The organism is Oxalobacter paraformigenes (genome assembly GCF_000158475.2).
In the GTDB taxonomy this organism is placed as follows: domain Bacteria; phylum Pseudomonadota; class Gammaproteobacteria; order Burkholderiales; family Burkholderiaceae_D; genus Oxalobacter; species Oxalobacter paraformigenes.
The window spans coordinates 669,674-682,183 of record NZ_KI392030.1; the positions used below are offsets into that span (position 1 = coordinate 669,674).

Annotated in this window: 10 protein-coding genes; 7 read left to right on the plus strand and 3 right to left on the minus strand. The window is 49.1% G+C overall.

The window, feature by feature from the left end:
* Positions 1 to 71 precede the first annotated feature (71 nt).
* A complete protein-coding gene (gene metK / locus OFAG_RS03230; protein WP_005878980.1) occupies positions 72 to 1,235 on the plus strand; it encodes a methionine adenosyltransferase in 1,164 nt (387 codons plus the stop codon).
* Between the two features lie 61 nt (positions 1,236 to 1,296).
* Here the strand turns inward: metK and OFAG_RS03235 are convergent, their stop codons facing one another.
* From OFAG_RS03235 to ompA, 3 genes are all read right to left on the minus strand, one after another.
* Positions 1,297 to 1,974 (minus strand): HAD family hydrolase, encoded by a 678-nt coding sequence (locus OFAG_RS03235; protein WP_005878982.1) that lies wholly within the window; start codon positions 1,972 to 1,974, stop codon positions 1,297 to 1,299.
* Between the two features lie 18 nt (positions 1,975 to 1,992).
* Positions 1,993 to 2,688 (minus strand): bifunctional 2-polyprenyl-6-hydroxyphenol methylase/3-demethylubiquinol 3-O-methyltransferase UbiG, encoded by a 696-nt coding sequence (ubiG, locus tag OFAG_RS03240; RefSeq protein ID WP_005878983.1) that lies wholly within the window; start codon positions 2,686 to 2,688, stop codon positions 1,993 to 1,995.
* A gap of 92 nt (positions 2,689 to 2,780) precedes the next feature.
* Positions 2,781 to 3,404, minus strand: coding sequence for an outer membrane protein OmpA (gene ompA / locus OFAG_RS03245; protein WP_005878985.1), 624 nt, complete (start codon positions 3,402 to 3,404; stop codon positions 2,781 to 2,783).
* A 470-nt stretch (positions 3,405 to 3,874) separates the two neighbouring features.
* Between ompA and gyrA the strand changes: the two genes are divergently transcribed.
* From gyrA to aroA, 6 genes are all read left to right on the plus strand, one after another.
* Positions 3,875 to 6,493: a DNA gyrase subunit A gene (gene gyrA / locus OFAG_RS03250; RefSeq protein WP_005878987.1), complete on the plus strand. Its 2,619-nt coding sequence runs from the start codon at positions 3,875 to 3,877 to the stop codon at positions 6,491 to 6,493.
* Positions 6,490 to 7,578: a 3-phosphoserine/phosphohydroxythreonine transaminase gene (serC, locus tag OFAG_RS03255; RefSeq protein ID WP_040719355.1), complete on the plus strand. Its 1,089-nt coding sequence runs from the start codon at positions 6,490 to 6,492 to the stop codon at positions 7,576 to 7,578. Before gyrA ends, serC begins: the two co-directional genes overlap by 4 nt.
* A gap of 115 nt (positions 7,579 to 7,693) precedes the next feature.
* The gene (gene pheA, locus OFAG_RS03260) at positions 7,694 to 8,758 is read left to right on the plus strand and encodes a prephenate dehydratase (protein ID WP_005878991.1); all 1,065 of its coding nucleotides are present in this window, start codon (positions 7,694 to 7,696) and stop codon (positions 8,756 to 8,758) included.
* A gap of 20 nt (positions 8,759 to 8,778) precedes the next feature.
* Complete coding sequence (hisC, locus tag OFAG_RS03265) at positions 8,779 to 9,885, plus strand: histidinol-phosphate transaminase (protein WP_005878993.1); 1,107 nt, start codon at positions 8,779 to 8,781, stop codon at positions 9,883 to 9,885.
* Between the two features lie 4 nt (positions 9,886 to 9,889).
* Positions 9,890 to 10,780 (plus strand): prephenate dehydrogenase, encoded by an 891-nt coding sequence (locus OFAG_RS03270; protein WP_040719357.1) that lies wholly within the window; start codon positions 9,890 to 9,892, stop codon positions 10,778 to 10,780.
* 7 nt (positions 10,781 to 10,787) lie between these two features.
* On the plus strand, positions 10,788 to 12,107 hold the full coding sequence (gene aroA / locus OFAG_RS03275; protein ID WP_005878995.1) for a 3-phosphoshikimate 1-carboxyvinyltransferase: 1,320 nt from the start codon (positions 10,788 to 10,790) through the stop codon (positions 12,105 to 12,107).
* Positions 12,108 to 12,510: the final 403 nt, after the last annotated feature.

Genomic DNA, 12,510 nt, shown 5'->3' on the forward strand with positions numbered 1-12,510 from the left:
AATTTCGCTAAAGCGTCGCAGGCTGCTGAATTGGCTGCGACAGCAATTGGCCTTTTTAGGAGCTTATTTTTATGGCACAAGATTATCTTTTTACGTCGGAATCGGTTTCTGAAGGACATCCCGACAAGGTGGCAGACCAGATTTCAGATGCGATTCTGGATGCTATTCTGACGCAGGATCCCAATGCACGGGTTGCCGCAGAAACATTGTGTAATACCGGTTTGGTCGTTCTGGCCGGTGAAATCACGACTACCGCCAATATTGATTACATTTCGGTGGCGCGCGATACGATCAAACGGATCGGTTACGACAACAACGATTATGGAATCGACCACCGTGGCTGTGCTGTTCTGGTCGGATACGACAAACAGTCTCCCGATATCGCTCAGGGAGTTGATGAGGGCAAGGGAATCGATCTGGATCAGGGAGCGGGCGATCAGGGACTGATGTTCGGATACGCGTGTGATGAAACGCCTGAACTGATGCCGGCCGCTATTTATTATGCCCACAGACTGGTCGAACGCCAGTCCCAGCTTCGAAAGGATGGCCGGATTCCATGGCTGCGTCCGGATGCCAAGTCGCAGGTAACCTTGCGTTATGTCGATGGGAAACCGGTCAGTGCCGAAACGATCGTATTATCGACTCAACATGCGCCGGAAATCGAACACAAACAGATTGAAGAAGCCGTTATCGAAGAAATCATCAAACCGGTGATGCCTGTCGAATGGCTGAAGGATACCCGCTATCTGGTCAATCCGACAGGCCGGTTCGTCATTGGTGGCCCTCAGGGCGATTGCGGTCTGACCGGACGTAAAATCATTGTCGATACTTATGGTGGGGCTTGCCCGCATGGTGGCGGCGCTTTTTCCGGAAAGGATCCCAGCAAAGTCGATCGTTCGGCTGCGTATGCGGCGCGTTATGTCGCCAAAAACATTGTCGCCGCAGGACTGGCAAACAAGTGCCAGATTCAGGTCAGCTATGCGATTGGCGTGGCCAAGCCGATCAATATTACTGTCAATACGGAAGGTACCGGTGTTATTGCTGACGAAAAAATCGCTGCACTGGTCAACGATCATTTTGACTTGCGGCCCAAGGGAATCGTCCAGATGCTGGATCTTCTGCATCCACGTTACAGCAAGACTGCGGCGTATGGCCATTTTGGCCGTGACGAACCCGAATTTACCTGGGAAAAAACGGACAAGGCAGCCGCATTGCGCGAAGTGGCCGGTTTGTAATTTCGCACTGCTGTAAAAAAGGCCAGCTTGACGCTGGCCTTTTTTACAGGAACGGCCATATTCAAATGGCGTACACGGAATAAATCAGGTTCAGGATTTGTTCCGGGGTTTCCGCAATGTAATCCGCTTTCCAGCTGAATGGATCGGTACAGTATCCCCATTTTGCGGCAATAGTCCCCGTTCCTGCAGCCTTGCCTGCCTGAATGTCTCTCAAATCATCGCCGACAAACCAGCTTTCTTCAGGACGGATGTTCAACTGTTTTGCCGCTTCAAAAAGCGGGTCGGGATAAGGTTTGGGACGCGATGCAGTATCGCCCGATATCACGCAATCTGCATCGCCCAGTCCGATTTTTTCAATAAGCGGACGGGTCAGTACGCTTGCCTTGTTGGTGACGATTCCCCAGCCGATTCCAAGCTTGCGTAGTTGTTCCAGCAATTCCGGAATGCCCTTGAACAAGGTGGTTTTAACGGCAATGTGATTTGAGTAAAAAGAAAGAAAGCGTTCGCGTATGCCGGGATATTGATCGTTTTGTGGCGTCAGATGAAATGCGGCATTGACGAGCCCGGGCGCTCCTGCCGAAGCAACCGGCCTGAGCTGTTCATAAGGAACAGGTGGAAGGCCGCGTTCGAGCCTGACGGAATTAATGGCAGCAGCCAGATCGGGCGCGGAATCCGCCAAAGTACCGTCCAGATCGAATAAAACGAACTTGGGCTTTTTAAGAGGAAAAGATTGATTCATGGTTTTGCTTGGGATGGTTTAGCGGGGCTTGACGCAGGAAAGCATGTAATTGACCTGCGTGTTATTGTTCAGGCTGAATTTTCTTGCGCCCAGATCGCAGCTTACGCCCGTAATGGCTGTGACGGTCATGTCGGCGGCACGGACAAAACGGGACAGCTCGGCGGGAGTAATGAATTTCTCGAAACGATGCGTTCCTTTGGGAAGCAGGCGCATAATGTATTCCGCCCCGATAATGGCGTAACACAGGGATTTGAGATTTCGGTTCAGTGTGGCGAAAAAAACATGACCACCCGGTTTGACCAGTTTTGAACAGGCATTGACGATCGATCCGGGGTCGGGAACATGTTCGAGCAGTTCCATGCATGTTATTACATCGTATTGTTCCGGTTCCTGTTTTGCGAATTCTTCTGCCGAAACGGCGAGATAACGGATTGCGAGGCCAGATTTTTTACCATGTTCTCTTGCGGTCTCAAGCGCGTTTTCGGCCAGATCGATTCCTGTCACGCTGGCGTTTGCCTGGGCAAGCGATTCGCTCAGAATGCCTCCCCCGCAACCGATATCCAGCACGTTTTTGCCGTCCAGTGGAACTTGTGCGGCGATCCATTGCAAGCGAACCGGATTCAGGTCATGCAATGGACGAAAGTGTCCGTGAAGGTCCCACCAGCTGTCTGAAACGGCATTGAACTTGTTTAATTCGGACGGATCGCGATTCATGGGCGCAGGAAAATAATCGGCAAGCCTCGATTATAGCGTCAGAAAACAAAAAACCCCGCATTGGCGGGGTCTTTGTATCCGGCAAAAACCGATCAGGATCTTGCGCCGCGGTTTGCAACCACTTCGACTTCAACACGACGGTTTTTCGCACGACCTTGACGCGTCTTGTTGTCAGCGATAGGTTGTTTCTTGCCTTTACCTTCGGTAAAGATTTTTTCCGCAGGAACGCCTTTGGAAACCAGATAAGCCTTGACCGCGTTGGCGCGACGTTCGGACAGTTTCTGGTTGTAAGCATCGGTACCGATCCAGTCGGTGTGGCCGACAGCCACGATAACTTCAGTATCCAGACCGCTCAGGGCATTGACCAGTTCATCCAGTTTCGCTTTACCTTCCGGTTTGACAATGGATTTGTCGAAATCAAAGAATGCATCAGCTGCATAAGTTACTTTTTCAGCGGTTGGAACAGGTGCTACAGCAACGGGAGCTGCTGCGGCTGGCTGGGTCAGCGGGCCGTCGCAACCGGGAACTGCATCAGCCGGAGTCCAGTAGCCGGTATGCCAGCAAAGGCCGGTGCCGCTACGAACGATAACGTCGCGCTGGGTCTGGAGATAACCGCTGTATGGTTTTTTTGCCATATATTCGGTCATCGTCTGTGCAGAAGCAGAGGCTGCAACAACTGCGGATGCAGCAAAAATAACTTTAAGCAATTTATTCATATTTACCCTCTTAGTTGAGATATCCGCAGCAGGCTGCGCATGCATTTTTTCTAACTTCGAAATAACAATAACATGACAATCACATTATAGATTCGATTTACTTCTAATAATGCGTTACAGCTATTCTGACATATTGGAGATTGCTAGATAACCCAAGAAGTTCAAACAATTTTCCATTTTGTTTGTTAGATCAACTTTTGTTATCGATTTGTCGCTTTTTCGCAACCGGATATGACAGTTTTTCTCTGTAAGAGCATTAACGATCACAACAATCAATTTTATATATCGACTACCGGAAAAAATCAAGTCGAACCTTGGAGTATGGAAATAAAATCCGAATGAAAAGAATTACTTAATGACAAATTCGAGATTTGAAAATGATTGTCTTGTCCGCGTGGTAAAATCCTGTTTTCATGTCCTGAAATTTCAGGATCCAAATCCTATTCATTCTGTCTGTCAGAAACAATCTCATGGATCAATTCGCAAAAGAAACCATTTCCATTTCATTGGAAGATGAAATGCGTAAAAGCTACCTCGATTACGCAATGAGCGTTATCGTGGGCAGGGCGCTTCCGGATGTCCGGGATGGTCTGAAACCGGTGCATCGGCGTGTTCTGTTCGGCATGCACGAGATGAACAATACCTGGAACCGTCCTTACGTCAAATGCGCCCGTGTCGTCGGTGAAGTGATGGGGAAATACCATCCTCATGGCGATCAGTCCATTTACGACACGCTGGTACGTATGGCGCAGGATTTTTCATTGCGTTATACGCTGGTCGATGGACAAGGCAATTTCGGCTCGATAGATGGAGACAATGCCGCTGCCATGCGTTACACGGAGTGCCGTCTTGACAAAATCGCCGATGAGATGCTGGCCGATATCGATAAGGAAACGATCGATTTCGTTCCCAACTATGACGGCAAGGAAAAGGAACCATCGGTATTGCCGACCAGAATTCCCAATTTGCTTATCAACGGGTCTTCGGGAATTGCCGTCGGGATGGCGACCAACATTCCTCCCCACAATCTGGCTGAAGTCATAAGAGGTTCCCTGCATCTGCTTCACCATCCGGATTGCACCATAGATGAACTGATCGATATTATTCCCGCGCCCGACTTTCCGACAGGCGGCCTGATTTATGGAGTAACCGGAGTTCGTGAAGGTTACCGGACAGGGCGGGGGCGGGTTGTCATGCGCGCCAGGACCCATTTCGAAGAGCACGGTCGCGACGGGCGGCAGGCAATTATTATTGATGAGTTGCCCTATCAGGTAAACAAGAAAACGTTGCTTGAACGGATTGCCGAAAGCGTGCGTGAGAAAAAACTTGACGGTATTTCCGATATCCGCGACGAATCCGACAAATCCGGGATGCGGGTGGTGATCGAACTGAAACGCAATGAAGTGGCGGAAGTCGTCCTGAACAATCTGTTCAAGCAGACGCAACTGCAGGATACTTTCGGCATGAATATGGTGGCGCTGGTCGATGGCCAGCCGAAACTTTTGAATCTCAAGCAGATGCTGGAGTGTTTTCTGGCTCATCGCCGTGAAGTGGTGACGCGCAGGACAATTTTCGAGTTGAGAAAGGCGCGTGAGCGGGGCCATGTTCTGGAAGGACTGGCGGTTGCCCTTGCCAATATCGATGACTTTATCGCGATTATCCGCGCGGCGCCGACGCCGCCGATTGCACGACAGGAATTGATGGCCCGTTCCTGGGATTCCTCTCTCGTACGCTCCATGCTTGAACGAACAGGCAATGAACATACCAACAGCGTTGACGATTTCAGGCCGGAAGGACTGCCGAAAATATATGGCATACAGTCCGATGGGCTTTATAAATTGTCTGAGGAACAGGCGACCGAAATCCTGCAGATGCGTCTGCAGCGTCTGACCGGACTTGAGCAGGACCGAATTCTGAACGAATACGGCGATGTTATGAGACAGATCGCCGAGTTGCTGGATATTCTGGCCAGACCTGAAAGGGTGCTGGAGATCATCGACACTGAACTGACGGCAGTTATTGGCGAATATGCCGAGAAAGCGAAAGACACACGTCGTTCCGAAATTGAATTGAATGCCAGCGATCTTGAAACGGAAGATCTGATTACGCCGCAGGACATGGTGGTAACGCTGTCTCACAGCGGCTATATCAAGTCTCAGCCTTTGTCTGAATACCGTGCCCAGAAGCGTGGCGGCCGTGGCCGTCAGGCGACCTCCACCAAAGAAGACGATTGGGTCGATCAGCTGTTTATCGCCAATACACATGACTATATTCTCTGCTTTTCAGACAGGGGCCGTATGTATTGGCTGAAAGTGTGGGAAGTACCTCAGGGTTCGCGTAATTCCCGCGGCAAACCGATTGTGAACATGTTCCCTTTACAGGGGGAGGAAAAGATTACCGTCATTCTTCCGCTGTCGGGTGAAAACCGGAATTTTCCGGAAAATCATTACATTTTCATGGCGACCAGTCAGGGGACGGTCAAGAAGACGCCTTTGACCGACTTCAGCAATCCGCGCAAGGCGGGTATCATCGCCGTTGGTCTGGATGAAGGCGATTACCTTATCGGCGCGGCGTTGACGGATGGAAATCATGACGTCATGCTCTTTTCGGATGCCGGCAAGGCCGTCCGTTTCGATGAAAACGATGTCCGTCCGATGGGAAGAACGGCTCGTGGCGTCAAAGGCATGAATCTGGAAGATGAACAGAAAGTGATTGCGCTGCTGGTTGCCGGGGACGAAAACCAGTCTGTTCTGACGGCAACGGAAAACGGATTTGGCAAGCGTACTCCGATAGCCGAATATACCCGTCATGGAAGAGGCACCAAGGGAATGATCGCCATTCAGACAAGTGAACGCAATGGCAAGGTGGTCGCAGCGACACTGGTCAGCGAAAATGACGAAATCATGCTGATTACTACAGGCGGGGTCCTTATTCGTACACGTGTTTCCGAAATTCGTGAAATGGGTCGGGCTACACAGGGTGTAACCCTGATTTCGATAGAAGAAGGAACGACACTAAGCGGGCTCCAGCGTATTCTGGAATCGGATATTGAAGATGTGCCGGAAGGTTCGGAAGAAGAAAAACAGTGATGCGTCCGTATAACTTTTCAGCAGGGCCTGCGATGTTGCCGGAGACGGTGTTGGCGCAGGCTGCCGCTGAAATGACGGACTGGCATGGCTGTCGGATGTCGGTGATGGAACTGAGCCATCGCGGGCGAGAGTTCGATACGATTATCAGAAGGGCGCAGGATGACCTTCGCGAGCTTCTGGAAATTCCGGTCTCTTATCGTATTCTTTTCATGCAGGGTGGCGCAACGGCCATGAATGCAATCGTTCCGATGAATCTGGTTAACCGTCCCGGTTCGAATTCCACACTGGACTTTGTCCATACCGGGGTATGGTCTGGCAAATCACTGGATGAAGCAGGGAAATACGGAAAGGTCAATATTGCGGCTTCCTCAAGGGAAGACCGTTTTCTTTCGGTTCCGGCACAGAAAAGGTGGCAGACAACAGACAATGCGGCGTATATCCACGTGTGCACCAATGAGACGATCAATGGTAACCAGTTTCATTTTACGCCCGATACGGGAACGGTTCCCCTTGTTGCAGATATGTCCTCGGAGATACTGTCGCGTCCTGTCGACTTTTCTAAATATGGCGTCATATTCGCAGGTGCGCAGAAAAATCTTGGGCCAGCCGGAGTAACCATTCTTGTTGTCCGTGAAGATCTGATCGGATATGCCGTGCCGTTTTGTCCTTCCGTTTTCGATTGGCAAAACGTGGCAGAGAACAATTCCATGTTCAATACGCCTCCTACCTATGCCATTTATATCTGTGGTCTCGTTTTCAGATGGATGAAAAAAAGGGGAGGAGTTTTGCGTATGGAACAGGAAAGTATTGAAAAATCGTCCATGCTCTATGACTTTATTGATCACAGCGGTTTTTACCGTAATGAAGTATCGATAGAAAGTCGTTCCCGAATGAATGTGCCTTTTTTTCTTGAAGATGAATCTTTAAATGACGAGTTTGTTGCCGAGGCTGCGAAAAACGGTCTTTTGCAGTTGAAAGGTCATCGTCTGACGGGAGGAATGCGTGCGTCTTTGTACAATGCCATGCCGATTGAAGGTGTTGAGGCGCTTGTTGCATTTATGCGGGCTTTTGAGCAAAAACATTAACGCTTATGTATTGCCCGATACTGGGTTATTGAACAGTTATGCCTTACAATGATTCCTCGCAAAATTCATTTCGAGCAATTTTCATTCAGGTAGCACAGCATCTGTTTTTTAATTCATGGAAAAATTATTGAAACCTCTACGGGATCAGATCGATGAAATCGATGCCCGTATACTGGATTTGTTGAACCGTAGAGCGCAAGTGGCTCAGGAAGTGGGGCATGTCAAGAATAAAGTGGATGCACCGATTTTCCGGCCCGACAGGGAAGCACAGGTGTTGAGACGGATTGCAGAACGCAATCCTGGCCCTTTGGGAAACACCGAGCTGCAAACTATTTTCAAGGAAATCATGTCGGCATGCCGTGCGCTGGAAAAGAAAATAATCGTCGCTTATCTTGGGCCGGCCGGTACTTTTTCGGAGCAGGCTGTTTACCGTTATTTCGGAATGGCAGTGAATGCGTTACCTTGCGGTTCCATTGACGAGGTTTTTCGTGCAGCGGAAGCCGGAACAGCTGATTTCGGTGTGGTTCCGATCGAAAATTCGACCGAAGGCGCCATTAACCGGACGCTGGATTTGTTGATGCAGACTCCATTGACCATTGGTAGCGAAGTGTCCATTCCCATACAGCATAATCTGATGACGTTGAGCGGAAAAATGGATGGCGTTCATACGATTTGCGCGCATTCACAGGCTCTCGCGCAGTGTCAAGGCTGGCTCAATCAGCATTACCCCAATATTTTGAGGCATGCTGTTTCTTCCAATGCGGAAGCAGCGCGTATTGCCAGTGAAGATGTCGAAGTTGCGGCTATTGCCGGTGAGATGGCCTCTAAACGTTACGGCCTTCAGGTTGTAAACGCTCATATTCAGGATGAACCGCAAAACCGGACACGTTTTGCCGTTATCGGCCGAAAGGAAACGGAACCGTCCGGAAAAGATCAGACATCGCTTCTTTTGTCCGTCCAGAATAAAGCGGGCGCAGTGTATAAAATGCTGGAGCCGCTTGAAAAGTATGATGTATCAATGACCCGTCTGGAATCCAGACCGGCAAAAACCGGAAACTGGGAATATTACTTCTTTGTAGATATCGATGGCCATGTCCGGGAAGAAAAAGTCAGACGGGCATTGGCCGAGTTGAAGGATCGGGTCGTCTATTTCAAAGTGCTTGGTTCCTATCCTATTTAGTTCGTTATACGGAAATTATCATGTCTAATCAGTTCGCACCAGAGTATATCCGCGCTATTGCACCCTATCAGGCAGGCAAGCCGATTTCGGAAGTTGCGCGCGAATTCGGGCTGGATCCGCAGAAAATCGTCAAGCTCGCTTCCAATGAAAATCCCTGCGGGATGCCGCCTTCAGCCAAACAGGCTGTTCAACACGTGCTTGATGAAACCGGACGTTATCCGGATGCGAATGGTTTCGAACTGAAGAAAGTCCTCTCTGAACGGTACGATGTCCCGCAGAGCTGGATTACTTTGGGGAATGGCAGCAACGATATTCTCGATCTGGCGGCACGGACATTTGTTCAGGCGGGACAGTCCATCCTGTTTTCGGAGTATTCTTTTTTGGTATATGCCCTCGTTGCGAAAGCAATAGGAGCAAAGGGTATCCAGGTGCCGTCAGTAAATTTCGGTCACGATTTAATGGCTATGCTAAAGGCTGTCAGAGACGATACCCGTCTGATTTTTATTGCCAATCCCAACAATCCAACCGGTACTTTTTTGCAGCCTGTCGATATCGAAACGTTTCTTGACAAAGTGCCCTCGAATGTTGTCGTTGTAATTGATGAGGCTTATAACGAATATCTGGATTCGTCGATCCAGTATGATTCCACGGCATGGGTGAAAAAATATCCGAATCTATTGGTGTCGCGTACTTTTTCGAAAGCATATGGTCTGGCAGGACTGCGTGTCGGATTCGGTCTTGCGCAGCCTGAACTGACCGATCTTCTCAATCGGGTAAGGCAGCCTTTCAATGTGAACGCACTGGCTCAGGCAGCAGCAGTCGCCGCCTTGAATGACAAAACTTTTCTGGAAAAAAGCGCACGAATCAATGCCGACGGTTACCGTTATCTGACTGGGGCGTTTGAGGAAATGGGACTGGAATATGTTCCATCGCATGGGAATTTCGTTCTGGTAAGGGTCGGGAATGACGATGGGGCCGGTACCCGGGTCAATCTGGAACTGTTGAAAAAGGGCATTATTGTGCGTCCTGTCAATGCCTATGGATTGCCGAAGTGGCTGCGTGTTTCAATCGGGTTGCCTGAAGAAAACCGGGCTTTCGTTAAAGCGTTGAAAGAAATAATGGCTTGAATTCGTGGTTCCATTTAAAAAAATTGTGATTTGCGGCATCGGTCTGATTGGGGGATCGCTTGCGCTGGCTTTGCGAAAAGCAGGCTATTCGGGAAAAATTGTCGGACTGGAAAGGAATAAAGAAATCCTGAGCCGTGCGCATGCTCTCGGTATTGTCGATGATGCAGGATCGCCATTAGGGGAAACTTTTCAGGATGCCGATTTGCTGGTCCTGGCCGTCCCGGTTGCGCAAACCGCCAGTGTACTGAAAATGGTAAGACCGTATTTGTCTTCTGACATTGTCGTGACCGATACCGGCAGCACCAAAACCAATGTCGTCACCATGGCACGGCAGGTCTTGAATGAAAAAATCGCTTGCTTTATTCCGGCTCATCCCATTGCCGGACGTGAAATGAATGGCCCTGAAGCGGCGGTTGACAACTTGTTTGCCGGGAAAAAAACGGTGATTACAATACTTCCTGAAAACCGTAAAGATGCTATTGAAAAGATAGCGGGCTTGTGGGAACAATGCGGTTCGGTCATTCATTATCTGACGCCCGAGGATCACGACAATGTTTTTGCCACCGTCAGTCATATGCCGCATTTGCTGGCTTATGGGCTCGTCGATTATGTGGCCAAGCATTCAAAATCGGATATGTTCTTTCAGTATGCCGCCAGCGGGTTTCGGGATTTTACAAGAATAGCCAGTTCTTCACCTGAAATGTGGCGTGATATCACGCTGGCTAACCGTGCCCATTTGTTGACGGAACTGGATGCTTATCTGCAAGAACTGGAACATATTCGCGATCTGGTTGAAAAAGCGGATGGACACGGACTTGAAAAAATTTATGCCAATGCGCAGCAGGCCAGAATGAACTGGCTCAATACGATTGAAAATTCCGAACTGAAAAAGTAGTTGCCCGATGCCTCATTATCCTAAATATATCGATCTATCGCCGGTCAAGAACGTTTCCGGAACAGTACGTCTTCCCGGTTCCAAAAGTATATCGAACCGGACATTGTTGCTGTCTGCACTGGCGGATGGAAAAACAGTGATAAAAGATCTTCTCGCTTCTGACGATACAACAGTCATGCTGCAGGCATTACAGGATCTTGGCATTTCGTGGTTGCAGACCGAAACAGGTGATGCGTGTGTCGTTACCGGAACACGAGGGAATTTGCCGGTCAAAGAAGCGGATCTGTTTCTGGGAAATGCCGGGACGGCGATACGTCCTTTGACAGCTGCGCTCGCCGTTCTCGGAGGGAATTTCCTGTTGCACGGTATCAAAAGGATGCATGAGCGGCCTATTGGCGATCTGGTCGATGCGCTGAATGAATCCGGCGCTAATATCGAATATGTTGAAAATCGGGGTTATCCTCCGATCCGGATTCGTGACGGCCATATCCACTCCCATGACCTTAAGGTGCGCGGAAATGTATCGAGCCAGTTTCTGACCGCTTTGCTGATGGCTTCGCCCTTGATGGCGCGTACACATGATGTCACTATCCATGTGGTCGGTGAGCTGATTTCAAAACCCTATATTGAAATTACCCTCAATCTGATGCGTGTATTCGGGGTTGAGGTTGAACGTGATGGCTGGGAATCCTTTACCCTGAAAAAAGGGCAAACTTACAAAAGTCCGGGAACGGTGCATGTTGAAGGAGATGCCTCATCCGCATCCTATTTTCTCGCGGCAGCGGCGATTGCAGGCGGCCCGGTCAGAGTGGAAGGTATAGGTCGCAACAGTATTCAGGGAGATGTCCGTTTCGTCGATGTATTGGAAAGAATGGGTGCCAAGGTGGTGTATGGCGACAATTTCATTGAGGTTTCGTCCGGTGGTTCCCTGAAACACATTGATGAGGATTTCAATCTGATTCCCGATGCTGCCATGACAGTAGCCATGCTTGCCGTTTATGCGGATGGCCCAAGCGTGTTGCGTAATATAGGCAGTTGGCGCGTCAAGGAAACAGACCGGATAGTAGCCATGGCAACAGAACTGAAAAAACTGGGTGCCGGGGTTGAAGCAGGCGAAGACTGGCTGAAAATCACTCCCGGCAAGCGGATTTTCGATGCCGAAATTGATACCTATGACGATCACCGTATGGCGATGTGTTTTTCATTGGCCTGTCTTTGCAGTCCTAACAGGATGGGAGCAAAAATCAGGATAAATGATCCCCGGTGCGTTTCCAAAACATTTCCCGAATACTTCCAGGTTTTTTCCGCTCTTTCTCATAGCGTCTGATGTACAGGTTTTTGCATGAAAACTTTTTATGGATGAGTTATTTGCTAAAAAGAGACGTTAATGGTTATGGAGTGTGATGTGTCTTGACATGTTGAGTGATAGGGGTAGATAATTTTGTTTCTCTGCTTTACGGTGGTTTGTAGGTAGCTGTTAGAGGAGAGGAGAGGTCAGGTTTTTTGGAGGTTTTGTAAAATAAATCAAAAAAAGGCTTGACAGGTGATAAAAAGAGGTACATAATTTCGTTTCTCTGCTGATGATAAACAAAACGCTTTATCGGAGAGTGGAGGGGTGGTAAGACGAAGCGATCTTTAAAAAAGAACAGATGATAAGTGTGGACGTTTGTTGAGAGGTAAAAAAGAAACAAACGTTCGCAAGAGAAAGTAAGGACTTCGAAAGAAGAACC